This is a genomic window from Desulfovibrio intestinivivus (genome assembly GCF_053570665.1).
In genome coordinates, this window is sequence record NZ_JBRBQT010000001.1 from 1,792,168 (window position 1) to 1,816,752 (window position 24,585).

Annotated in this window: 19 protein-coding genes; 7 read left to right on the forward strand and 12 right to left on the reverse strand. The window is 58.5% G+C overall.

Annotated elements, in window-relative coordinates:
- Positions 1–110 precede the first annotated feature (110 nt).
- From ACUZ9P_RS07725 to ACUZ9P_RS07740, 4 genes are all read right to left on the reverse strand, one after another.
- Positions 111–674, reverse strand: a complete 564-nt coding sequence (locus ACUZ9P_RS07725; RefSeq protein WP_449249267.1) for a tetratricopeptide repeat protein — start codon at positions 672–674, stop codon at positions 111–113.
- 338 nt (positions 675–1,012) lie between these two features.
- The gene (gene cmk / locus ACUZ9P_RS07730; protein WP_298995794.1) at positions 1,013–1,708 is read right to left on the reverse strand and encodes a (d)CMP kinase; all 696 of its coding nucleotides are present in this window, start codon (positions 1,706–1,708) and stop codon (positions 1,013–1,015) included.
- Positions 1,705–2,838, reverse strand: a complete 1,134-nt coding sequence (gene hisC / locus ACUZ9P_RS07735) for a histidinol-phosphate transaminase (protein WP_449249268.1) — start codon at positions 2,836–2,838, stop codon at positions 1,705–1,707. Before hisC ends, cmk begins: the two co-directional genes overlap by 4 nt.
- A gap of 211 nt (positions 2,839–3,049) precedes the next feature.
- Positions 3,050–3,502 (reverse strand): universal stress protein, encoded by a 453-nt coding sequence (locus tag ACUZ9P_RS07740; RefSeq protein WP_449249269.1) that lies wholly within the window; start codon positions 3,500–3,502, stop codon positions 3,050–3,052.
- 298 nt (positions 3,503–3,800) lie between these two features.
- Here ACUZ9P_RS07740 and ACUZ9P_RS07745 point away from each other — a divergent pair, with 298 nt between their 5' ends.
- Positions 3,801–4,313 carry a hypothetical protein gene (locus ACUZ9P_RS07745; RefSeq protein ID WP_449249270.1) on the forward strand — a complete coding sequence of 171 codons (513 nt, stop codon included), beginning with the start codon at positions 3,801–3,803 and terminating at the stop codon, positions 4,311–4,313.
- 223 nt (positions 4,314–4,536) lie between these two features.
- Here the strand turns inward: ACUZ9P_RS07745 and ACUZ9P_RS07750 are convergent, their stop codons facing one another.
- From ACUZ9P_RS07750 to ACUZ9P_RS07760, 3 genes are all read right to left on the reverse strand, one after another.
- Positions 4,537–5,142, reverse strand: coding sequence for a periplasmic heavy metal sensor (locus ACUZ9P_RS07750; RefSeq protein ID WP_449249271.1), 606 nt, complete (start codon positions 5,140–5,142; stop codon positions 4,537–4,539).
- Between the two features lie 66 nt (positions 5,143–5,208).
- Positions 5,209–5,382 carry a hypothetical protein gene (locus ACUZ9P_RS07755; protein WP_449249272.1) on the reverse strand — a complete coding sequence of 58 codons (174 nt, stop codon included), beginning with the start codon at positions 5,380–5,382 and terminating at the stop codon, positions 5,209–5,211.
- 41 nt (positions 5,383–5,423) lie between these two features.
- The gene (locus tag ACUZ9P_RS07760; protein WP_449249273.1) at positions 5,424–5,765 is read right to left on the reverse strand and encodes an SHOCT domain-containing protein; all 342 of its coding nucleotides are present in this window, start codon (positions 5,763–5,765) and stop codon (positions 5,424–5,426) included.
- A gap of 182 nt (positions 5,766–5,947) precedes the next feature.
- Between ACUZ9P_RS07760 and ACUZ9P_RS07765 the strand changes: the two genes are divergently transcribed.
- From ACUZ9P_RS07765 to ACUZ9P_RS07775, 3 genes are all read left to right on the forward strand, one after another.
- Positions 5,948–7,945, forward strand: a complete 1,998-nt coding sequence (locus ACUZ9P_RS07765; RefSeq protein WP_449249274.1) for a two-component system sensor histidine kinase NtrB — start codon at positions 5,948–5,950, stop codon at positions 7,943–7,945.
- A gap of 75 nt (positions 7,946–8,020) precedes the next feature.
- Positions 8,021–9,382 (forward strand): sigma-54-dependent transcriptional regulator, encoded by a 1,362-nt coding sequence (locus ACUZ9P_RS07770; protein WP_449249275.1) that lies wholly within the window; start codon positions 8,021–8,023, stop codon positions 9,380–9,382.
- 301 nt (positions 9,383–9,683) lie between these two features.
- Positions 9,684–9,845: a hypothetical protein gene (locus ACUZ9P_RS07775; RefSeq protein WP_449249276.1), complete on the forward strand. Its 162-nt coding sequence runs from the start codon at positions 9,684–9,686 to the stop codon at positions 9,843–9,845.
- A 621-nt stretch (positions 9,846–10,466) separates the two neighbouring features.
- On the opposite strand, the gene ACUZ9P_RS07780 is transcribed toward ACUZ9P_RS07775, so the two are convergent.
- The 4 genes from ACUZ9P_RS07780 to ACUZ9P_RS07795 all read right to left on the reverse strand — a co-directional run bounded on the left by ACUZ9P_RS07780 (position 10,467) and on the right by ACUZ9P_RS07795 (position 13,897).
- Positions 10,467–11,456: a DUF4198 domain-containing protein gene (locus tag ACUZ9P_RS07780; protein WP_449249277.1), complete on the reverse strand. Its 990-nt coding sequence runs from the start codon at positions 11,454–11,456 to the stop codon at positions 10,467–10,469.
- Positions 11,457–11,719: 263 nt separating this feature from the next.
- On the reverse strand, positions 11,720–12,487 hold the full coding sequence (locus ACUZ9P_RS07785) for a ComF family protein (protein WP_449249278.1): 768 nt from the start codon (positions 12,485–12,487) through the stop codon (positions 11,720–11,722).
- Positions 12,488–12,587: 100 nt separating this feature from the next.
- Positions 12,588–13,274 (reverse strand): flavodoxin family protein, encoded by a 687-nt coding sequence (locus ACUZ9P_RS07790; RefSeq protein WP_449249279.1) that lies wholly within the window; start codon positions 13,272–13,274, stop codon positions 12,588–12,590.
- Positions 13,271–13,897 (reverse strand): MBL fold metallo-hydrolase, encoded by a 627-nt coding sequence (locus ACUZ9P_RS07795; protein WP_449249280.1) that lies wholly within the window; start codon positions 13,895–13,897, stop codon positions 13,271–13,273. The genes ACUZ9P_RS07790 and ACUZ9P_RS07795 overlap by 4 nt, the downstream gene beginning before the upstream one ends.
- 335 nt (positions 13,898–14,232) lie before the next feature.
- On the opposite strand from ACUZ9P_RS07795, the gene ACUZ9P_RS07800 reads away from it, so the two are divergent.
- Entirely contained in the window at positions 14,233–16,782 is a 2,550-nt protein-coding gene (locus ACUZ9P_RS07800) for a tetratricopeptide repeat-containing diguanylate cyclase (protein ID WP_449249281.1), read from the forward strand.
- Positions 16,783–17,027: 245 nt separating this feature from the next.
- Here the strand turns inward: ACUZ9P_RS07800 and ACUZ9P_RS07805 are convergent, their stop codons facing one another.
- The gene (locus ACUZ9P_RS07805; RefSeq protein WP_449249282.1) at positions 17,028–20,291 is read right to left on the reverse strand and encodes an SNF2-related protein; all 3,264 of its coding nucleotides are present in this window, start codon (positions 20,289–20,291) and stop codon (positions 17,028–17,030) included.
- Positions 20,292–20,443: 152 nt separating this feature from the next.
- Between ACUZ9P_RS07805 and ACUZ9P_RS07810 the strand changes: the two genes are divergently transcribed.
- Both ACUZ9P_RS07810 and ACUZ9P_RS07815 read left to right on the forward strand, forming a co-directional pair.
- On the forward strand, positions 20,444–22,159 hold the full coding sequence (locus ACUZ9P_RS07810) for a peptide-binding protein (RefSeq protein ID WP_449249283.1): 1,716 nt from the start codon (positions 20,444–20,446) through the stop codon (positions 22,157–22,159).
- A gap of 235 nt (positions 22,160–22,394) precedes the next feature.
- Entirely contained in the window at positions 22,395–24,560 is a 2,166-nt protein-coding gene (locus ACUZ9P_RS07815) for a RelA/SpoT family protein (protein WP_298992205.1), read from the forward strand.
- Positions 24,561–24,585: the final 25 nt, after the last annotated feature.

The window sequence follows — 24,585 nt, forward strand, 5'->3', positions numbered from 1 at the left end:
CGCGTGGCTTCCCTCAGGGAATGATTTTCCGGCCCCCGACACCCGCCAGGGGCCGGAAAATCATGTGGGGAGGGGAGTATGTACAGGCTGAGGTATGGCTTTGGCCATTCCTAGGCAGCCATGGTGTCGAAAAGTTCCTTGGCATTGGTGTTGGTGGGGTTAGCGCCCAACACGGCTTCAAGGTGCTGCCGGGCTTCTTCGGCGCGGCCCAGGTAGATCATGCAGCCGGCCAGAGTGACGCGAACGGCCTCGGCTTCCACGCCGGAGCGCAGGGTGTCTTCCAGATAGGGCAGCGCGTTTTCAACGCAGCCAAGCTGATAAGATTCGCGCACCAGGCAGTTGAGAGCCACAATGTTTTCCCTGGATTTCTTCAGGGCAGCAGCAAAGTAGTCAAAGGCCTGCTGGTGTTCGCCCTTTTCCATGTACACAAGGCCAATGCCGCACAGGGCCTTGTCGGTTTCTTCCACGGAGGCGGCCTTCTGGTACAGAACCAGAGCCTTGTCCAGATCAGAGCGCTGCACGGCCACGGTGGCCAGGCCCAGGAAGGGGGCCGCGCTCTGGGAGTTGCTGCCTGCGGCCTTGCGGTAGTATTCCTCGGCCTTGTCAAAGTCACCCATGAAAAGGTAGCACTCGCCCAATTCCTTATTGATTTCGTAATCCAGTTGATTGCTCATGGTATCCTCCCCAACTGAGGCTGGTTTGTGGTCGGACGCTTTATGCGCCACTGACTTGCCTTTTCATATGCACTGAACGTGCCAATAGTAAAAGAGTGCAATAAATACAATGTGGTGATTTGCAGTTTGTATAAAATATACGCCAGGGGGGCGGCTTTGCACCACTTTAAAGCGCCAAAGCCTTGGCGCTCAGGGGCGCCGTGCGGGCAGGATTTTCCTGGTTGGGCAATTCTTGCCGCTGTGCTTTGCAGGTAGCCCAGAGGGAAACAAAAGAAGGCCGAACCATAAAACGGTTCGGCCTTTAAGGGTGCGAATTGGTGCGTGGATTACTGTGCGCGTCAGGCGGAGCGAAGGCTCTGCGTACCGCCATGCACGTTGATGTGGTGCAGGATGACGCCCAGCACCCCCTCAATGTCAAGGTGGGACGTGTCCACAATCAGCGAATCCTGCGCGGGGCGCAGGGGGGCCACGGCGCGGTTGCGGTCAAGGGCGTCGCGCTGGCGGATTTGTTCGGTCAGGGTGGCGAGATCTGCTTTCTGCCCGCTGGACTCAAGGTCGTGCAGACGGCGCATGGCGCGTACCTCAGGCGCTGCATCCAGAAAGAACTTAAAGCGCGCATCGGGAAAAACCACTGTTCCCATGTCGCGCCCTTCGGCCACCAGCGGGTACTGCTCGCCAATGGCGCGCTGGGTGGCGCGCAGAATTTCGCGCACCACAGGCACAGTGGCTATGCGGGCTGCCAGCATGCCCACGGTCTCGGTGCGCACCTCGCCCCGCACGGCAACGCCGTTGCAGAACAGGGTGGACTGCTGACCAAGGCCCGAAAGGGTGAACGTCCACTCCGCGCAGCGGGTGCGCAGTTCTTCTTCCGGCAATGTTTCCGCCCCGGCACCCAGCTTGAGCGCCATACAGCGGAACATGGCTCCGGTATCAAGGTAGGAAAGGCCAAGCCCTTCGGCCACACGCCGGGCCAGCGTTGTTTTGCCAACGCCTGCCGGGCCGTCAAGCGTCACCACAGGAAGCCGCGCACTCATGCCTTTTCCCCTTTGCGGGCAATAATGTCTGCCATGGCGGAAAGGAAGGCGAGGTTTTCCTGCTGGTTGCCAATGCTGACCCTCAACAGATCCGGCAAGCCGTAGCTCTTGAGCGGACGGATGATGATGCCGCGCGCGAGCAGCGTTTCAAAGCATTCGGCTGCGGTGGGCGCGCCCTCGGGCATGCCGAACATCAAAAAGTTTGCTTCGCTCGGCCACACCTTGCAGCCCAGAGCGGTCAGACCCGCAAACAGCTCCTTGCGGCCTGTGCGCACGGCATCCTGCGTGGCGTTGTAAAAGGTGTCGTCAGCCAGAGCCGCCAGAGCCGCTTCTTCTGCCAGAATGTTGACAGAGAAGGGCAGGCGCGCACGCCAGACAAAGTCCGCCAGATGGTCAGGCAAAATGCCGTAGCCCACGCGCATGCCCGCAAGCCCGAAGCTTTTGGAAAACGTGCGCATGAAGGCGGTATTCTTGGGCATGATGCCGCTCGCCAGCAGGGATGCGGCTTTTTCATTTTCGGCAAAATCCACGTAGGCCTCGTCCACCACCAGCAGGCAGTCGGGGGCCTTGTGCGCCAGATCGCGCGCAAGGGCCTCCACCGCAGCACGCGGGGGGCAAAAGCCCGAGGGATTGTCGGGCGTGGTTACAAAAACAATGCGCGTGTTGGCGTCCACCAGTTCCAGCAGGGCGGCAAAGTTGAAGGAAAAATCTTCCTCAAGGGGCTGCCGCCGGATTTCTACGCCGCAAATGCGCCCCTGAATGGGGTAAATACTGAAACAGGGGTTGAAGCACACAATGTTGTGCGCGCCGGGTATCGCCAGAATACGGATAAGCAGGTCAATGATTTCGTCCGAACCGTTGCCCACAACCACGCGGTGCTCGTCAACGCCGTGTCGCTGGCCCAGTGCCTTTGCCAGCCGCGGATTGCCGCCCTGCGGATACCGAAAGGCCCCGGCCGCGTGGCGTTCCACAGCCTCGCGGGCCAGAGGAGGCATGCCCAGCGGGTTTTCGTTGCTGGCCATCTTGATAACCTGGGGCAGGTTGTACTTATCCTGGATTTCGGCAATGGAAAGGCCGGGAACATAGGCCTTGAGGGCCATAATTTCCTGGCGCACACTGATCTCGGACATGGTTACTCCACCGGTATCGCCCGCAAAGGCGAAGATTCATGGCTGCGCATGGGCGCAAGGCGTTTTGCGGCGTTTGTCAGTATGTTTCAGCCAGCAAACCATCGCAATGCGACAGCTTGCTGGCTGAAAAAGTTGGAAAGCTTGTCTTTCTTTATGGCTCTGGTACTGGCGCAAATGCCCGCGTGCCTGCAGGAAGGGCCAGATCCGCCTGTTATTCGCCTGCTTCCGTGGGGCGCACGGTCAGCACGGGCATGTCGGCGTTCTTGACCACCTTTTCTGCCACAGAGCCGAAAAGAATGCGGTCAATGCCCTTGCGGCCATGGGTGCCCATAACGATAAGGTCGGCCTTTTCTTCACGGGCGCGGTTGAGGATTTCTTCGGCGGCATAGCCGATGAGCACCTGCCCCTTGGCTTCAACGCCCACGAAATTTTCGGCCACAAACGATTCCATGGACTTTTCAGCGCCGGTCACGATTTCGCCGACAAAGTTTTCAATGGTGTTTGGGGGTACATGAAAGCCCACGTACTGGCTCAGCGAGGGGGCAGTGTATACAACAAGCACGCTCGCCTTGAGGCCCTTGGCAAGAAGCACCGCGTATTCGGCAACTTCCTTGCTGTGTTCGGAAAGGTCTACCGCGCAAAGAATCTTCTTGATATCCTTCATGGCAAACTCCTGTTCCCCCCGGTAGGCAGATTGATTAACGGGCTGGCTGAATATGGCTGACCAAGAGGGGGTTGGTTTGGGGTCGCAGCCTTTATCCTTTGCCTTCATCTGTAATAAATGGTAGTTTTTTTTGGCACAATAGACAAGACATTTCGCCTAACGCCGCCAAGGGGCAGGGAAATTTTTTCCCCATTGCTTCTGCCAGCCTGTGAAAAATCAGCCTGTTATGGAAGTGAGCCTTTGTGGCAGGATTTTTGCACTTTTTCTGCAACGGCAGTACGCCAACCCTGGAGGCGACATGAAAGTTACCAACGATCAACTTGAGGCGCTGTTACGCCAGCAGAGCCAGACCCCGGGCACAACCCGAGCGCAGACGGCGCAGGGCGGCTTTGAGGCGGCTTTGAGCGAACAGATGGGCCTTGAAAATGCCGTTGCATCTTCTGCGTTCCCCACGACGGCGGCGGGGCAGGCTTCGCAAGCATCCATGATCAGTCAGATGCTGCTTGGCTCCACCCAGTCCGAATCGGTAGATGTGGACGAAGACGTTATCCAGAGTGCCTTTTCACAGGCTTCCGGTACGCTGGACATGTGGGATTCGTACGTTAACGCCCTGGGCTCCTCGGGCCAGAATGGTTCCTTGCGCGAAGCCTATTCCCTGTTGCAGGGGATAGACGGGCAGGTTTCCGCCCTCAAGAACAGCACGGCCTCTGTACGCGGCCAGAATGCTGGGCTTGATTCTCTGGTCAACGAGCTTGACGTGATGACAACGACAGAAAAAATCAAGTTCAATAGGGGCGACTATACCGCATAGCCGCCCGGACAGAAAAACCGCCGTGAAATCAGGGTTTCACGGCGGTTTTTGCTTGTGATCAGGCCGTCTGCTCCCAGGAGCGGGCGGTTTTTTTGCGCATGACGGTCAGTGCGGCATATGATGCTGCGTAAACGCTCAAGCCTCCGGAATCATGCGGTTCCGGAGGCTTGCTTTATGGAGGTGCGTTGCCCTTAAACGGGCTACGCGGTGCGCTGCTGTGAGGTTACTTGTTGCCGGTAGCGCCGGACTGCACGGCATTGCCAGTTGTATTGGCTGCGCCAGGCATGCCAGCCATGCCGGGGCAGTCGCCGGGATTCATCATGCCGTTACCCATCATGCCATGTCCCATGCCGTGTCCGCCCATGCGGTGTCCCATGCCCCGGCCCATGCCGTGGCCAGCCATGAAGGGAATGCCCTTGTCGGACATCTGCTTGAGCATTTCGGCCTTGGCGCTGTATAGCTTGGCGTCGATTTCGCGCAGATCCTTCTGGGCGGCCTTGACGCGGGCATCGTCGGGCTTGGCGCCAGCGGCGTCAAGATTGTTCAGTTCAGCCATCTTGGAAAAGTGCTGCTGCATGGTGGGCTGTGTTTTTTCAACAAAGCTCTGGTGGATCTGCTGCATGGTTTCCATCTGTTCGCTGGACAATCCCATGCCAGGACCCATGCCATAACCCATGCCGGGGCCCATACCCATACCCATGCCTGTGCCGGGTCCCATACCCGCGGGGCCTTGCCCATCGCCTTGCCGTGCAGAGGCAACGCCCGAAAGGCCGAGGAAAATGGCAAGGGTAAGGGCCGCGCCGCTGGTAACGATCTTGGAGGTCTTCATTGTAGTTATATCCTTATGGTTTGATAATATTTTCGTGGTAATTATTTGCTCTGGCTGCCGGGAAGCTTAACGTCCATAACCGTGGCCGTGGCCGTGGGGGCCGTGCGAGGCGGATTGACCACCGCCGCACCAGGTGGAACTGATCTGGGTGTTAGCCGTGTTGGCGGCTGAGGCGTTTACCGCAAAGGCCAGCACCAGCGCCAGGGAAGCGAAAACCAGGGTAAGTTTGATAGAGTTCATGAATATTCTCCTTTATCTCGGCCTGCAGAGGGCAAGGCCGCTCAGATGGATTTTTTCAGTTTTTCGTATTCCTCAAGAGTGATTTCTCCAGAGGCAAGCCGTCTTTTAAGAATCGCCATGGAATCTGTGTAATCCATGTTCTTTCTCTGTAACGGAAATATTCTGCTGATAAAAGCGACCGCAAGGGAAATAATCAGTATCATGAATATGAGGTGCGTCATGCCATTTCCCCATCCCATTACGCTTCCTATATCGCAGCCATACATATCAGTATCCTCAGTGTTACGTTGCGCCGTCAGTTTATTGTTTATCTGCTGATTGGTGTTGCGTATTTCAGCACCGTTTGATGTTGTATACGCAAAGGCCGTGCCAACATTGGTCATAGGCTGTAACTATTTGAATTTACATCATTAAATAAAATTTATGACAAACGATAGCTCGCTGGTCGGATTAATTTGTCCGTTTTTTACTCAGTTGGCTGGACAGCTATCCAATTTTTACCAGGGGGCTTGCGCGGTGAGTAAAAAATACATACTTTTGATACTGCGCCGTTGAGGAAACACTCATGATCCGTTTTCGCTCATCTTTCTCCCAGCGCTTGTCGCGCATGGGCCTTTCACCCTGGATGCTGATTGGGGCAGCCCTTATTCTCGGCCTGACTCTGGTGGGGCTTTCCGTTCGTAGCAATCAACGCGAACGGGCCTTTATGGTGCACAACCTTACGGACAGGGCCGAGGCGCTCATCTGGGCGCTTGAAGCCGGAACCCGCACGGGCCTGCGCCTCAGCCCCGGCGCTGTGCTCGGCCTGCGTCCGCTGCTCAGTGAAACCGCCCGACAGCCCGGCATTCTCTATATGGCCGTGACAGACACCAGCGGGGCCATACTAGCCCAGAGCGGCGACAGTTCGCCAATCCCCGGTGTGCCGGATGACGCCGCGCCGGAATTTGTCCCCACCCCCATGCTGGTGCAGCCACAGGATATCCCCCACCTTGCCCAAGTTTCAGACCGGCCCATGTGGAGGGTAAGGACGGTGGATGGAAGGGAAGTTTTTGAGGTTTTTCGTGTGTTTGCGCCCCTGAGCCGTTCACATGGGCAACAGTACATGGGCGGGCAACAACATATGGGTGGCGGGCATGGCCCCCACGGCATGGGCATGATGGGCCGGATGATGGGGATTGATGGCCCTGAGAGTGCTGGAGGCCCGTATGATCGCGATCTGTTTGGCAATCCGCCGCCGCCCCCTCCCGTACGTGGAGGGTTTGGTGCCCGCCCCGGCCCTGAGGCCCCCCGGCAGGTGGTGGGTGTGGCCTTGGTGGGCTTTGACGCGCGTCCTTTTGAGGATGCTCTGGCGCAGGACGCGCGCAACAACCTGCTTTCTGCCGCACTGGCTGCCGCCTTGGGGCTGGCCGCCTTTGTCTCCTTGTTCTGGATGCACAACAACCGGCGCTGGCGGCGTATTGTGCGCGATCAGCAAGTCATGGCCGCAGAGGTCGTGGCTAACCTCCCCCTGGGACTGGTGATCAGCGACCCGGACGGGCGCATTGCCATGATAAACGACACGGCTCTGGTCATGTTTGGCAAACAGCGCGCAGAGATATTTCCTTCTGGCGCGGCGGCCTCTCAAGGCGGCCCAGACATGCCCGGCAAACCCGCACGGGCAAGGCGGCTGAACAGTCTGCCCGGCCTGGAATGGGAAGCCCTGGCGGGTAAACTGGTTAAGGGATCGCGCATTCTGGAGCAGGAAACAACACTTGCCGTGCCGGGGATCAAAACGCTGACCATCAGCCTTGGCGGCGCGGCCATGCGCAATGAGGACGGCGCTTTTTTGGGCAACGTGTTTGTGTTGCGCGACATTACGGAAATGAAGCGCCTTCAGACTGACGCCCAGCGCAATGACCGGCTTGCGGCCCTTGGGCATCTGGCGGCGGGTGTGGCGCACGAAATCCGCAATCCCCTGAGCACCATCAAGGGCGTGGCCCTGTATATCGCCAAGCGCATGCCTCTGGGCGGGCGCGAGGAAGAAGCCGCCCAACGCATGATTGACGAAGTGGAACGGCTGGACCGCGTGGTTTCCGAGTTGTTGGAATTTGCGCGTCCCGGTTCGTTTGAAACAGTGGAGGCTGATCTTGGCGAAGTTATAGGGCGTGCGCTGCGGCTTGCAGAGGCCGACCTCAAGGCCAAGAACATTACTGTGGTTTTTGAAATGGAACCGGGTTTTCCGCTGGTGCGCATCAGTACGGAGCGGCTCACTCAGGCCCTGCTGAATCTTTTTCTCAACGCGGTTCAGGCCATGGATCACGGCGGCACCCTGCGTGTGAGCACGCGCGCGCTGCCCGAGGGCATGTTCAGCATCACCGTGGCCGACACGGGGCCGGGCATCCCGGCAGAGATCCAGGCTTCCATTTTTACGCCCTACTTTACCACCAAATCCTCGGGAACCGGCCTTGGGCTTGCCATCGTCTATCAGATTGCCGAGGGGCACGGCGGGCGCGTCAGCGTTGGCAACGCGCCGGGGCATGGGGCGGAATTTACGCTCACCCTGCCTGTAAACGGCAAGAGTTAGGGCAGTCCCGCACTGTTGCGTCATGCCTGTAACGCTTGCGAACCATGCAATCCCGATCAGTTCAAGGATAGTGTTATGACTGCAAATCCCGCCATGCAGCTGCTGGTGGTGGATGACGACCACAATCACCGCGAAATGCTGCGCGCCCTGCTTGAAGAGTGGGGCTACGCGCCCACCGGGGCCTCCAGCGGCGAGGAAGCCCTGGAACTGTGTCGTGAACGTCCTTTTGACCTCATTCTTATGGATGTGCGCATGGGGGGCATGAGCGGCATAGAAGCCACACGGGCCGTCAAGGGTTACAATCCTGCAATTCCCATCCTGATCATGACGGCCTACTCGGACGTTTCCAGCGCCGTGGAGGCGCTTAAGGCCGGGGCGTACGACTACCTTACCAAACCGCTGGCCTTTGATGCCCTCAAGCTTGCCCTTGAACGCGCGCTGGACCATGCCAGCCTGCGGCACGAGGTGCGTACTTTGCGCCACGAGCTTGCGGCTGGTCTGGACGCCCGCAACATCATAGGACAAAGCCAGGCCATGCGGCAGGTACTGGATCTTGTTTCGGCCATTGCGCCCTCTGAGGCCACAGTGCTTGTGACGGGCGAATCCGGCACCGGCAAGGAGGTGGTGGCCAAGCTCATCCACGCCAACAGCAACCGCCGCTCTGGCCCCTATGTGGCCGTGAACTGCGCGGCCCTGACGGAAACCCTGCTGGAATCGGAGCTTTTCGGCCATGAAAAGGGCGCGTTCACCGGGGCGGAAAAGCGTCGCGAGGGGCGGTTTCTGGCAGCGGACAAAGGCACGATATTTCTGGACGAGATTGGCGATATTCCGCTTTCCATGCAGGTAAAGCTGTTGCGCGTCATTCAGGAGCGAGAGTTGCAGCGCGTGGGCGGCGATCAGACCGTACGGGTGGATGTGCGTATTCTGGCGGCCACCAACAAGGATCTGGCGCGCGAGGTGGAAGAAGGGCGCTTCCGTCAGGATCTGTATTACCGGCTTAACGTGGTCGCCTTGCAGTTGCCGCCGCTGCGCGAGCGCGGCGAGGATATCCCCCTGCTTGCCATGCATTTTATGAAGCTTTTTGCCGAGCGCAATGGCAAGACCGTCAAGGGATTTACGCCTGGGGCCATGGATCGCCTGTTGAAGCACAACTGGCCCGGCAACGTGCGTGAGCTGGAAAATGCCGTGGAGCGGGCTGTGGTGCTGCTGGTGGGCGAATATATCAGTGAGCGCGAGCTGCCCCCTACCATTGGCGGGCAGGAGGCGGAGGCCCCGGCGGCGTCGCGGCTGGATTTTGCCAATATGACGCTTGAGGAGATTGAGCGTCTGGCGGTTATGGATACATTGGCGCAGGTTGGCGGCAACAAGAGCGAGGCTGCGCGGCGTTTGGGGATTAACCGCAAGACGTTGCTGTCAAAGCTGGGTGACGGAAAATAGCGCCGCAACGGTGGCGAGTTTGGTGGCGGGGAGAGCCTGTCGAGCGCATTTACGCAAACCCGACTTTTTTGGCCTGGCTGCGTTAAAATCCTGTTTTTGATGCTCACGTACTGGAGTACGCTGCGCTCAAAAACAGGATTTTTCCTTGTCAGTCCAGAAAAATGCGTATTTTGCAAACTCACTCAACACCAGCCATCGCCTTCGCGCGGCTCCGGCGAGTATAAGGAAGGCAACTCCACAACCAGCTTCTGATGGTGAATTTTTTTTCTGACTCGTAAATTTCCTGTCAGGTCATGGTTGAATGGCAATTACCATCACTACAGGCAGAGTGAAGCTGGTGGTCATGTTCGTGATGCAGTTTGATTTTTTCCAAGTTCGTGTGATGCCAACATGTCCTGAAGCAATGGAAAAAGGTACAAAGCCATTTCCTGAAGCAGTTCCCGCATCAATGGTATTGGGCTGAAGCGTATTATTGATCGAAGCGAAAGTGGACTCTGGCATTAACGCGGCGCGGAGGGAGATCACCTGATCGAGCGGAGCGAGGGAAGGAAGCTCCCGCAGCTATGGCCGCGTCGCCCTCGTCGTTTTATGGAAACTGAAAACCCTCTTGGGGGTGCTTCGGGGGGGATGCAAGGGGGGCCGGAGTGTTGACGCAGTCAACGCGACCGGAAATCAGGAGCAGGTCGCGGCTTTGCCGCGCCGTCAGCGACTGATATCCGTGCCTTTCCGCCCGGCGGCCATACCGCCGATGGCGGCCCAAACCCGCAACGCGGTGTTTGGCATCAGATTGGCGGGCGCAGCCCCGAACAGGCCCCCTTTGCCCCGCGCCGGGAAGGCGTCCCAAGCTCCGCCGACAGGCGAAACACCATGCCCGAAGGGCAGTAAAAAGGATTAGCTCCGCACAGTCCCGCCTTGCCGCCGCCGGGCAGGCGTCCAAACTCCTCGGAGGGCGGAATCCAGTGCCGCAGGGAAGCAAAAAGGATTACCATCGGCCCGCCTAGGCGAAACCGCACACCACGCAGGCATAAAACGCAAAAATCCCCGGTCACGCTACCGTAACCGGGGACTCTCAATTTTCAACAAGCTAGCGCTTCCGCGCCTCGCTGGAAAGACTGTCCACATACAACCAGAACAGCGTCCCCAGTTGCAGCGGCTTGGGCTGGCCGTCAGGCCCCTTGAGGGGATCACCGGGAATGCTGGCCATGCAACACCACCAGCCGGGTTGGCTTAATACAAAGGAGAATTCCCCCTTGTTGTTGGTGCGGGCGGCGATATCCTCATGCCATGAGGTCGGCACGGGGCGTTTTTCGGTATTTATGCGCGCCATGCGTACAGAAGCGGCGGCAAGAGGCTTGCCGTCCATGAGCACCACGCCGGAAAACATGGCGGGCGCAGTAAGACCAAAGGGGCGGGAAAGCGGAACGATTTCAAAACGCTGGCCTACGGGCAGGCTCCAGCCGCGCTCAACGCCGTACACCGGCAGCGTTGTTTTGACGTAATGTTGCAAAAAGCGTCCGTGCGCGGCATCCCACCAGGGACGGCCTTCAATGATGAACTGGTAGAGGCCGGGCTTGGTCAGGGCAACGTTGGCCCCCCATGCTTTCTGGTTCAGGTAGCGGATTTCTTCCATGTCTCCCAGCAGGTCGCGCCGTTCGGGCTGCGCCACGCCGTCTTTTATCGGTGTGGTGCTGTCGTAACGCAGCACCGCAAACATCTGCGGCATGTCCATGACCAACCCTTCGTACAGGAAGGGGCGCATCATAGTAATAAGTACGTCTACTTCTTCATCTATCTGCGTGTCAGCGGGCGTTGGCGCGGGGGCAGCGCCCTGTTCCGGCTTGGGCGGGGCGTCTGCTGGGGCGGCCTCGCCGCTGGGAGCGGGTTTGCCTTCGGCAGTGGGCCCAGCGGGGGCCGGTTCCGGCTGCTTGCCGGCGGCATCAGCGGGCTGGTCTGCCTTGCCGGATGCTGTTTTGGCGTCCTGCTGGCGCTTTTCGTCTTTTTTATCTTCGCGTTTGGCGGGGGCGTCCTGCTTTTGTCGGGGGGCTGGTGCCTCAATGCTGGGTTGGCTGGGCACCAGCAGCGTCACCTGCGCCTGTGCGGATGGCGCAAAAAAAAGGAAGGACAAAACAGCCCAACACGCGGCGACAACTGCACTTTTATGTTCAAATAACCCCAGATGACAGGAACGGTGTGCGCTGGGCATGAAATCTCCTGTGCGCCCAAGCCTGCGATATGCAGAGGGATTGACTCTGTTTCCGCACGTAGAGGGCGGGGCGCTAGTGTATGTGACCTGTGTATAGCCCAAGAGCATGAGCTTGTCATGTGCTGCGTGCACACTTACCCCGCATGGCTTGGGATATGCGAAATTTCGTTGGCTGTGTTGAGCGGCGTTCTGGCGGCAAATACCGCATCCACCCGCGCGGCTCCACCTGCGAGCAGGGCGCTGGCTGCGGCATTCATGGTGCTGCCAGTGGTCATAACATCGTCCACAATCCATACGCGCAGCCCCCTTGCCTCCGGCGAGGCGGCAAAGCTGTGACGCACGTTGCTGCGCCGGTCTTTTGCCCCCAGGTGCGCCTGCTCCTGACCGGGCACGGGGCGGGAAAGCAGCCTTGAAGACACAGACAGGCCTGACAGGTCGTGCAGTGCCCGCGCCAGTTCGTGGGCCTGATTGTATCCCCGGCGGCGCAGATGGGCGGGATGCTGCGGCACTGCCACAATGACATCTGGCCGGGGCAGGCAGGTCACCGATTCAAGCAGAAAATTTCCCAACAGGGGGGCAAGGTACAGATGCCCGTCAAACTTGAGCCGCAGCAGGGTGTGCCGCAGGGCCCCCTGATAGAGGCCGTAGAAAGCAGCGCCGCTCCACTGCGGTGGATTTTGTAGACATGCGCCGCAGATGCTGTTGCCTGCCTGTGGATCAGAAGGCGGAATTCCGCAACGCGGGCATCTGGGCCCGGCGTATGGGGCGAGCAGGTCGCAGCATTGGGGGCAAAGGAGGGATTCCGGCGCTGCCGCGGCATTGAGATGCGCCGCAAACGCAGGGGAAAAGGGACGCAGACAGTGCAAACAGCGGTCTTGGTTCAGCCCCAGTGCTTTTTGCATGCGGGCCACTGCAGAACCCAGCCAGCCACGACGTGCAGGTGCGTGCGGCTGGGGCTTGTCATGTGGCATGGGGTGAGGAACGGGGTACAAAAGGCGCGGTCTATGGTTTGTCCGCAGCTTCGGGCAGGGGCTGGGTCAGCTCATAGCTGGCATTTTCTGTGGCGAGCCTGTGGCCCCAGTCGTGCCCCCAGGCATGCAGGGCGGCCATTACTGCGGGGCGTTCGTGCAGATCCTTGGTTGATTCAAGCCCGCGCAGCAGGCGGGTTTCCCGAACGGCAGCCCCAAGGGGGGCCAGAGAGTACTTGAGCGAAATCAGAGAGCCTGAAAACAGCAGATTGCCGCGCCGACGCCCTGCAGTCATAGCTACAAGCACGGGCTTAGCGCGGGAAAGCGGCAGGGAACCGCGGTCTTCGCCGCCCTGCATCATCCAGAATCGTTGGGTTCTGTCGATGAGCGCCTTGAAGTGCGCGGGCAGAAAATAGAAATAAATGGGGGAAGAAATCATGACCAGCTGAGCTTCGTTGATCATTTGAAAAATTTCTTCAGCCTGATCCATCTGGGCGCAGGCATCATTCTGACCGGGCAGGGGCCGGTTGGCCAGAATGCATTTGTGCGGCGGCCTGGAGCAGCCGCCGCACCCCGTACAGGGCGAATATGCATAGTCGCGCAAGGCTACAGTGCGCGCTTCAATTCCGGCTTCAGCCATGCCTTTTGTAAAAAGGTTTGCCACCGAATCAGAAACGCCTCCCACATGAGGACTGCACTGGAGCACAAGCACGTTGTTCATAGCTGAAATTCACCGCAAAAAGGGTTGCTCTTTTTTTCATCGCCAATGGTGGTGGAGGGACCGTGACCAGGGTACACAACGGCGTCTTCCGGCAGTTTGAAAAGTACTTCCGTCACTGAACGCAGCAGGCCGTCGTGATCGCCGCCGGGAAAGTCCGTGCGGCCAATAGAGCGGTAAAAGAGCGCATCTCCTGTAAAAACAAGTTGTTCAGTAGGGAAAAACAGCGAAACTCCGCCCGGGGTGTGCCCTGGGGTGGCAAGCACTTCGCATTCCATTCCGCCGAACGAGGTCTTGCCCAGAGCTATGGGCTGCGACTGATACGGAGTCACAGTGGGAAAGCCCCACAGGCCGCCCTGCGCGGATTCCGTCCCCTCCAGGCAGTCATCATCGGCGCTGATGTAAACAGGTGCTCCTGTAGCCTTCTGCAAATCCGCCACGCCGTAAACGTGGTCGAAGTGCCGATGGGTAATGCAGATGGCAGCCAGTTTCAGACCGTGCGTAGCCAGATACTCCAGCATGGGTTCCGGGTCGCCGCCCACGTCCACCGCAACTGCCTGAGTGCCGCTGTGGATAAGGTAGCTGTTGGTCTGCAAAGGGCCGAGGGGAAACGTGGCAACTGGCATAAAAGTTCCTTTGGCTTGTCGATATCAGGCGCGCAGTGGTTTGCTGCGCGCAAAAATACCGACTTTGGATATGCTATCGTGGATGGTGTTCACAGGCAAGCGCCTGGCGCGTTAACAAGACGGCAGCGGCAAAATTTTTGCCCGCCACTGCGTTCAATTTCCATAAAATTAGCCGCACAATGGGGCAAAATCAAGTTGCGGGCATGGTTTGGCCTCGGCGGGCAGCTCCGGGATGGGGCCGAACGGAAAAGCCATCCTTTGGTCGTCAGGCCGACGGGGGTTCTCTGTCTTGAAATTTTCTAGACAAGCAGCCTTTGCCACACTACAATTTGAAGATGCAAAAAAACTGCCCGCAGCTCGAACTCGCGCGTGAAGACCTCATGGAAATGGAAGGCCTGTTGTGTGAACAGTTGTCTTCATTCCTGTCCTTTTCAGGGCACGCCCTGTATTTTCCTACCAGCCGCGCGCCCGAAGAGCCGCAATTGCTGTCGCGGGAACGCAGGCTGCTGCTGCCCTTGCGCCGCGACGACCATCTGCTTGGCGTTGCCATGCTGCACGGCGTCAAGGCGCGCGAGGCCCGGCCCCTTTTGCCTTTTCTGTCTGCCATAACGGCCCTGTGTCTGGAAAATCTTGCCAGAGCCAAGGCCATGCGCACGGATTCCGTTACCGGGCTTGCCACAGAAGAAGCCCTGTTTGCGCATATGGAAAATGCCGCGGAGCGTTTGCGGGCCTATCTGGAAGAGCCGGGCGCGGAAGAAAGCGGCCCCGCTCCCCTGCACTGGCTGTGCATGGGGATTGTGCTGCTGCGGCTTGCCAACGGGGATTCTGTGGTGCGGCGCGGCGGGCATGCTTTTGCAGAAAAATATCTCAAGGCTCTGGCAGACGCCTGCCGCGAAGCCCTGCCGTCGGATGTTCTGGCAGCGCGCGTGGGGCGCTGGGAAATTGCCTTGCTCTTTCCCGCCAGCGGGCGCGGCGCTTGCCATAAGTTGGCCCGCGCAGCCCTGACGCGCATGGAAGCGGTGCGCATGCCCTATCCGCTGCTGAAAAAGCCGGTGCGCCCGCGTCTGTGCGCCGGGCATGCCCTGTACCCGCAGGATATGCGCGGTACAGAAATGCACCTTGAAATGCACGATCAGGCTCGCCTGTGCATGGATCGCGCCCGCCTCGCCGCAGATGTGGCCGGGCAGGAGGCTGACGGCGCTCAGGCTGTGGAAAGCCGCATCATGCCCTTTGCGCGCATCCTGCAAGAAGGCGGCATGGTGCTGGAATCCCTGCCGCTGGGCCGCGTGCGGCTTAGCCTTGGGCGTCAGGCCAAGGCCCGCGAGGGCATGCGGTTTGCCCTGTGGGGACAGGCGGAAAGCGGTTCGCCCCATTACAAGGGCGAACTGGTGGTGCTGCATACGCGGGATACGGATTCCGTTGCCGAGGCCCTGCATCTGGTTGATGTTACCTGCCGCCCCGAGGTGGGGGACAGGCTCACCCTGCTGGGTGAAACGCCCGTTCTGAGCCCAGATCTGGACGAACAGGATTTTTCCGCCGCGCGCCCTGCCATTCCAAATGCGGCGGTGGCCGTGCAGGAGCAGAACCAGAGGGCAGAATCCGCCGAAGGTGGCAAACATGCCGCTGCCGCGTGCGGTGCTTCCGCAGCTGCCGTGTCCCAGTCAGCAGAGTGTGCTGGCGGTTTGTGCGGGCACGGTGATTTTTTGAACCGTTTTGCCGTGGAGGCGGAGAGGCGCAACCGCTTTACGCTTTGCCTGTTGCGGCTGGAGCCTGGCAATTCTGACTCGGGTGAGGCAGCGAACACGGATGCCGTTCCGCTGGATGGCGTGCACGATGCTGCAAATCGGCAGGGAATTATTGAAACAGCCCTCAACGTGTGGCGCGATGCCCTTGGCAAGACGCAGAGCCTGCCGCAGCCGATGGCTGGACGCTACGGCAGCAACAGCCTGATATTTTTCCATCCGGATGTGGAAGCGCAAGCCCTTGTGTCTCTGTACGAGGGCGTATGCGGCGAACTAAACAGCCGTGGCATTTCGGCTTCTGTGGGGCTTGCTGGGTATCCCTTCCTTCAGTTCCGCAGGGGAGAAATGCCCGACTGCGCCCTGAAGGCTCTGGAATACGCCCTGCTGCTGCCAGACCCCAAGGTGGGCGTGTGCAATTCCCTTGCGCTGAACATCAGCGCCGACAGGCGGTACAGCCTAGGCGATGTTTTTGGCGCGGTGGAAGAATACAAACTTGCGCTGCTGGCTGACGAGGCCAATGCCATGGCCTGGAATTCCCTTGGCGTATGTATGGCGGCCCTTGGGCGGCAGCACGAAGCCCGGCGGCATTTTACGGAAGCCTTGCGGCGCGGGCCGGATAAAGCTCTTGCCGAACAGATTTACTACAATCTGGGCACGGTCTGTCAGGGGCTTGGCGAAAAGCGCGCCGCAGCCCGGTATTACCGACAGTGCGTCAAGGTTTCGCCCGATCACCAATTTGCCCACATCCGTCTTGGGCAACTGTGCGAGCAGGGCGGCAGAAGGGCCGAGGCACGGCGTTTTTATGAAACAGCCGCTGCCCTGGAAGATGCGCGCCCCGGCGCGCCCAGCCTTGCCCGCAGGCATCTTGCGCGTGTGGCTGTGCGCCAGCGCAAGGGGGGCGAGGCCCGCGAACTGCTGCACGAGGCGCTGGTGCGCAATCCGCAGGATGCGGCCTCCATGCTGCTGCTGGCGAATATCTATCTGGATAGCAATGAAGATCCGGCCATGGCGGAGCTGCTGGCCCGCAAAAGCGCTGGCCTGCACGATAAGCCCGAGGCCTGGGAAACCCTTGCCCGTGCCCTGCGCAAGCTTGGAAGGGAAGAAGAGGCCCGTGTGGCCGAAGCCAAGGCAGTGCTTTCCTAGCTTTTCAGAGGCAGGTTGCAGCGGGACGTGTTGCGGGGATCTAATACTCTAAATATTTTTTGTTTCAGATAGTTGCATGGATTTTTCTGGCTAAGTAATATCTGCCCGACAGATCCTGCATCACAGATTATAGAACCGCCCCTTGGGGCGGTTTTTTCATGCCCGAAGCAGAGTGCCCGAAACGCAAGCAAGGCCCCCTGTCGCCAGAGGGCCTTGCTGTTATGTCATTTGGGCAAACCTTGAAGCTACACGTCAAAGAGCATTTCCAGATCTTCACGCGTAAGCGACTTCCAGGTGTCTTGACCGGGAATGATGGCTTCCGCAACGCCGCGTTTGGCTTCCTGCAATTTGAGAATCTTCTCTTCCACCGTGTTCTGGCAGATGAGCTTGTAGGAAAAGACCTGACGGGTCTGACCGATACGGTGGGTACGGTCTGTGGCCTGACTTTCCACGGCGGGGTTCCACCACGGGTCGTAGTGGATAACGTAGTCGGCGGAGGTCAGGTTGAGGCCCGTGCCGCCAGCCTTGAGCGAGATCAGGAAGATCGGGATTTCAGGCGTATTGTTGAACTTGTCTACCTGATCGAAACGGTCTTTGCTCGCGCCATCAAGGTAGCAGAAGGGAATCTGCGAGAATTCCAGCCACTGCTTGATGATTTGCAGCATCTGCACAAACTGTGAGAAGACCAGCACCTTGTGGCCGCCTTCTACAATTTCCACGATCATGTCCTTGAAGGCATCGAACTTGCCCGAAGGCAGGTTGTTGGAGAAGCCGGGCATGTCGAGCTTGAGCAGGCGCGGGTGGCAGCAGATCTGACGCAGCTTGAGGAGGGCATCAAGAATGGACATCTGGCTTTTGGCAAGGCCTTTCTGATCCACGTCTGCGAGCACCTGGGCGCGCAGCTTGCGGGCAAGGGCTGCGTACAGCTCGGCCTGCGCTTCTTCCAGCGCGCAACAGGTGACGCTTTCCACCTTGGGCGGCAGATCCTTGGCCACTTCGGCCTTGGTACGGCGCAGAATGAAGGGGCGCACACGGGTGCGCAGATAGTCCAGCGTTTCAGCGTCGCCGTCCTTGATGGGCTTGACGATGCCCCGCTGGAAGGCGTGCTGCGAACCCAGAAAGCCCGGCATGAGGAACTCGAACAGCGACCACAGCTCGAAAAGGTTGTTTTCGATGGGCGTACCCGAGAGGCACAGGCGCATGCGGGCATTGATGCGGCGCACGGCGCGGGCTGTGATGGTGTTGGGATTCTTGATGTTCTGGGCTTCGTCAAGAATAACGGTGTTGAACTCGTATTTTTCCATCTCCTCCAGATCGCGCCGGAGCAGTGCGTAGGTGGTGATGATGAGATCCGAGCTGGAAATATGCTTGAACATGCCCTCGCGGCGGGTGCCGTAAATGGTCAGCCGTTTGAGGCCGGGAACGAACTTTTCCGCTTCGCGCTCCCAGTTGGGCAGCACCGAGGTGGGCACCACAATAAGGTTTGGCCCGTCATGGTGCACGTCAATCATGTGCTGGATAAAGGCCAGGGTCTGCACGGTTTTGCCAAGGCCCATTTCGTCGGCAAGAATACCGCCGAACCCGTATTCCGAAAGGAAGTTGAGGTACGAAAGGCCTTGCACCTGATAGCTGCGCAGGTTGGCGTTGAGCCCCTTGGGCGGCGCGATGGGCCGCACCTCGCGGAACGAGCGGATTTTTTCGCGCAGGTTGTTCCAGAAGGAATCTGTGGCGGCGCCGGGCAGGTCTTCCAGCAGGCTGTCGAGCACCGGGGCCTCAAACTGCTTGAATTTCTGCTGTGGGGGCTTTGAAGGATCCAGCCCCAGAGCCGTGAGCTTATGCGAGAGCTTTTCAAGCCATGCTTCGGGCAGGCTGGTATAGGAGCCGTCTTTCAACTGCACATAGCGCTTGCCACGGGTCCAGGCCTTCCATATCTTTTCCAGGGGCAGGCTCTGACCTTCGTATTCCACGTTGATGTCCAGCGAGAACCATTTTTCCTTTTCATTGCTGACCACCTGCGCCGTGATGTTGGAAGAAGCCGTGCGCACCTTGTAGCGCGAGAGGGCCTTTTCGCCGTAGACGCGGTAGTTTTCAATCAGCTTGGGGTACGAGTCGAGCAGGAAGGCAATGGCTTCTTCCGGCTCAAGGAACCACAGTTTGCTTGAGCGGGCCTGAAAGTCCATGCCGCTCAGTTCGTTCATCAACTGGGCTTCCTCGTCCTGATGGCGGCGCACCAGATAGGTTTGCCCTTCATAGGCATAGCTGCCGGTCTGGAAGTCGGGGTTGGGCCCGTTGAGAGTGAATTCGCCGTGGCGCGTTTCATAGACGTTGTCGATTTCCAGCGTCAGCAGGCTGCCTTCTTCATCAAGGAAGAGCTTGGGATTATAGGTGGCAGGCTGGAACACCGGTTCCATGAGCTTGAGGAACTGCTGCGGTTCGTAGAGTTCCGAAGCTGGCAGGCGCGTCCACACACGGTCGAGAAATTCGGAAATTTCTTCGTGCGGCACAACCGGGCGTTCGTAAATAAGGTTGCGCACCAGCGAAGGATAGAGGCCCGTCTGCACCGGATAGAAATTGTGCTGGTAGCAGACCCAGAGGGGCATTTGCCCGTGAAAGGTGATGGGCGCGTCTTCCGGCGCGGTGCTCTCGGTCGGGTTGCGGTCGCTGGGATTGCTGCGCCCCGCGCGGATGGGCAGCGGGGGGCGGCCCTCGCGCTTGAGCAGCACTTCAAAGCGAAAGCCCGAGTCGTCCAGAATGGGCTTGAGCTTGAGCGCAAAAGGCGTGCTCTCGATGCGGCAGGGTTTATCCGTGTCTTTCCACAGCAGATAATATTCCTTGCGCACAGACCAGAAAAACCATGAGGTCAGCCCCTGCGGGATTTCAACCCGGTGGCCGTAATAGTCGAGGTGCTGGCCGATCTGGCGGGCCACATGCGGCAACTGCGGTGAAAATTCGCACCAGTCGGGGTTCTGGATGATCTGATCCAGTGTTACCTCGTTGTGTACGCTGGAAAGCCCGGATTTATTCTGCCGCCCACGGAAAAAGGAAACCAGCAGACGGCCCTGTTCCGGTTCAAAGCGGAATATGAGATAGTGGCGGCCTGGTTCCGGTTCCATGTCGGTAGAAAAAAAGTTGCGGAAGCTCTGTTTCCAGTCGGTGCTGGGGGGTGGGGTTTCTTCCGGGTCGCCCTGTTCCTTGCGCAGTTCTTCCACAAGGCGCAAAGCAAGTGCTGCCACATGGCGGCAGATGCCTGAGAACGCATCAGAGCAGTTGCACTGGTGGCGGGTGCTGCGGTCCGTAATGGTGAGGCTCAGGCTCGGCGTGAAGACCTGCAGGTCTTCGCCCTGGATGACGCCTTGGACGTCCCAGGTTTCGCCCTCCTGAATATTTATTTTTTGCACCTCACCTTCGGACAGGATATAGTAGGCAGCGTCGCGGATGTATTCCGGCACACTATCGTGCAGGAAAGTCTGGCACATTTCGCGAACGACGCTCTGTTCAGATCGACTCATGGGTTCCCCAAAAATACTCCGGTGAAATTTCTGGAAAATTCCAGAAACGGAGCGATGTTATGACGTTTGCGATAAATAGCACAGGTTGGGGGGCGAAAGCAATATGAAGTGTGACTTTTATGAAAAAAATAAATTTTGAGCGCGCAATCAATATGTTGGAATCAATATCGGCCCAACGGGCCACCCGATTTTACGGGAAAAAGTGGATTCGTTGGGTCACAATTTCATGTGCTTTACTGTGCATTTGTGCATCATCGGCTTTTTGCGCCAATTCTGCGGGTGATCTGCCGGAAGAAACCGGCCTTGCCCCCACGGGTGCGGCAGTCAGCCAGGCTGGCCCCCCGGCTTCGGGCGGCAGCATATTTTTTGGCACCATTGGCGAGGCTTCAAATCTTATTCCTTACCTCACATCAGACTCCGCTTCGCATGAGGTGGCAGATCTTATCTACACAGCGCCGTTGCGTTACAACAAGGATTTGCAGCCTGAGCCATGGGCAGCAGAATCTTGGAGCATGGAAGACGGCGGCAAACGCATGCGTTTTACCCTGCGCAAAGGCATTTTGTGGGAGGACGGGCAGGAGCTGACCGCTGAAGATGTGGCCTTTACCTGCAAGCTGGCGGCAGACCCTGCCACCGGCAGCCCTTATGCCGAGGATTTTTTGCGTATCAAGGAGCTGCGGGTCATTGACCGCTACACGTTTGAAGTGCGCTATGACCAGTTTTTTGCGCGGGCGGTATCCACCTGGATGAACCCTATCTTGCCCAAACATATTCTGGAAGGGCAAAACATCCGTTCCACGCCTTTTGCGCGCAAGCCCATGGGGGCCGGGCCGTATCGGCTCAAGTCGTGGGAGCCGGGGAGCCGCATAGTGCTGGAGGCATCGCCCACCTATTTTGCGGGCAAGCCGCGTATTGACGAAGTGGTGTACAGGATCATTCCCGACAACGCTACCATGTTTATGGAAACCCGTGCGGGCAGGCTGGACGTGATGGATCTTTCGCCCCTGCAATATCTGCGGCAGACCTCCGGCCCGGAATGGCAGAGCCGATTCCATAAATTCCGCTATATTGCCTCGGTGTACATCTTCCTCGGCTTTAATCTGGAGCATCCGTTTTTCAAGGATGTTCGGGTGCGGCGGGCCATTTCCATGGCAATCGACCGGGAGGGCATCATCAAGGGCGTCTTGCTGGGGCAGGGGGTTCCGGCTTTTGGGCCGTTCAAGCCCGGCTCGTGGCCGTACCATCCCGGCCTCAAGCCCATGCCCAGAAACATTGCCGCCGCGCGCGCCCTGCTGGCCGAGGCGGGTTTTGCCGACCACAACGGCGATGGCCTGCTTGACCGTGACGGCCAGCCGCTGGCCTTTACCATCCTGACCAATCAGGGCAACGAGCAGCGCATTCTTGCGGCTACCGTCATGCAGTCGCAACTGCGCGAGGTGGGCATTGACGTGCGTATCCGTACCGTGGAGTGGGCGGCCTTTATCCGCGAATTTGTCAACAAGGGGCGGTTTGACGCCGTGCTGCTGGGTTGGACAATCCCCCAGGATCCGGATCTGTTTTCTGTATGGCATTCATCGCAGACCTTTGAGGGCGGGCTGAATTTTACCCACTACCGCAATCCCGAGGTGGACAAGCTGCTTGAAGAAGCACAGTCCACGCCCGATCAGAAAAAGCGCGCAGAACTGTACTACCGCATTCAGGAAATATTTGATGCGGAGCAGCCCTACTGCTTTTTGTTTGTGCCCTATGCCCTGCCTGTGGTGCAGCGGCGGTTTCAGGGCATAGAACCCGCGCTGGCGGGCATAATGTATAATTTTGAGAAGTGGTGGATTCCCAAGGCGTTGCAGCACACGCAGATGGAGCCATAAGCACTGCGCACCGGGCACGCGGCAGTTTTTTTGCCCTTGCCTGCTGGCTTGCAGGCGCATATTCAGACCAAGCGGATTTGAACAGGCCCTGGCTGGTTGTCCAGCCGGGGCCGTTGCGTTTGTGCGCCTTGGCCTACAATTCGGCAGCCCTCGGCGTTGACAAGGCCGCTTTAGTCGGAACATAGTTCCAGAACTGGTTGAAGATATTTTTTTACGCTGTGGGTGGACGTTACGCATGATTCGTATTCAGGAAATTCTCGATAAGGTTTCGGCTGGCAACCCGAACGCGGATCTGGAGCTGATCCAGAAGGCGTATGTGTTTGCCGCCACCGCTCATGCGGGGCAAACCCGCCTTTCGGGCGAGCCGTACCTTTCCCACCCCCTGGCGGTTGCCAGCATTCTGGCGGGCATGGGTTTTGACGAACCCACCATTGCCGCCGGCCTGCTGCACGACACAGTAGAAGACACCAAGGCCACCATCGAAGAGCTGGACGAAAATTTTGGCGAGGAAGTGGCCGACATTGTCGACGGCGTTACCAAGATCAGCCAGATCACCTTTGAGAACAAGGAAGAAGCCCAGGCGGAGAATATCCGCAAGATGATCCTGGCCATGAGCCACGACATGCGGGTTCTCATGGTCAAGCTGGCCGACCGCCTGCACAATATGCGCACGCTGGACTTTCAGAAAAGTCACAAGCAGAAGCGCATTGCCCAGGAAACCATGGATATCTACGCGCCCCTGGCCAACCGCCTTGGTTTGTACGTGATGAAGCGCGACCTGGAAGACCTGAGCTTCAAATACATGCGCCCAGACATTTACAACCAGATCGATCACTGGCTGGACAACCATCAGGTTGTGGAAAAGCAGATCATCGGCAAGGTTGTGGGCCTGATTCAGGATCTGCTGGAATCAAACGGCATCACCGGGCAGGTTTACGGGCGCATCAAGCACAAGCACAGCATCTATAAAAAGATGCAGGCCCAGTCCATGACTCTGGACGAAATGCACGACATCATGGCCTTTCGCGTGCTGGTGCAGGATATCAAGGACTGTTACGCCACGCTGGGGCTTGTGCACTCCCAGTGGCGGCCTGTGCACGGGCGTTTTAAAGATTATATTTCCATGCCCAAGACCAACGGCTACCAGAGCCTGCACACCACGGTCATCGGGCCGGAAGGCGAGCGTATTGAAATCCAGATACGCACCGAGGAAATGCACAGGCAGGCCGAACACGGCGTTGCCGCCCACTGGCTGTACAAGGAAAAAGGCCGCGTCAACAGTAAAGACCTTGAGCAGTTTGCATGGCTGCGCGAAATTTTTGAGCGCCAGAGTGAAGAAACAGATTCCCGCGAGTTCATGCATTCGCTGAAAATGGATCTGTTCAAGGACGAGGTCTACATCTACACCCCGGCGGGCGATGTTAAGGAACTGCCCGAGGGCGCTACGCCGCTGGACTTTGCCTTTGTGATCCACACCAAGGTGGGCCAGCATTGCAGCGGCGCAAAGATCAATGGCCGCCTCATGCCCCTTGGCACGGAGCTGAAAAACGGCGACGTGGTGGAAATCCTCACCGACCCGGCGCGCAATCCCAACCGCGACTGGCTCAAGATTGTCAAAACCGCCAAGGCGCGCAGCCGTATTCAACACTATCTGCGCACGGAAGAACGCACCCACGCCGTGACTCTTGGTCGCGAACTGCTGGAAAAAGAAGGCCGCAAGGTCAGTCTGAACGTGGGCAAGGCCACCAAGGACGGGCACCTGGCCATTGTGGCCCAGGAAATGAATTTTGACAGCGTGGATGATCTGGTTGCCGCCGTTGGCTACGCACACACCACGCCGCGCAAGGTGCTCAACAAGCTGTATGCCGTACTGCACCCCGAGGCCGCCACAACTGCGGAACCTGCCACCCCCACGGTGAAGGAAAGCAAGGAAGCCGCCTCCCGCAAGGGTGAGGGCGTGGGCATTTCCGGCGTGGACGGCGTGCTCATGCGCTTTGCCAAGTGCTGCAACCCGGTGCCGGGCGATCCCATTATCGGCTACATCAGCCGTGGTCTTGGCATCAGCGTACACCGTGCCGACTGCCCCAATGTTGCCAATATGGAGCCGGAGCGCCTTATTTCCGTGCATTGGGACGGCATGGAAGAAAAGCCCTACGCAGCAGGCATATTCATTATCGCCAAGAACGAACAGGGCGTTCTGGCCAAGGTTGCCGAGGTCATGGCGCGCAACGGCGTCAACATTATTGGCCTGAACATGGACAATCAGGTGGATGGACGTGCCAGGCTGCGTATTACCGTAGAGGTGCTCGATGCCACCCAGCTCTACCAGCTTATTGAGGCCATCCGCGTATTGCCGCCCATTTTTGAAGTGGTGCGCGATACTGAGGCTGACGCCACGTAATCCGCAATTAAACGCGCTGTAAAAA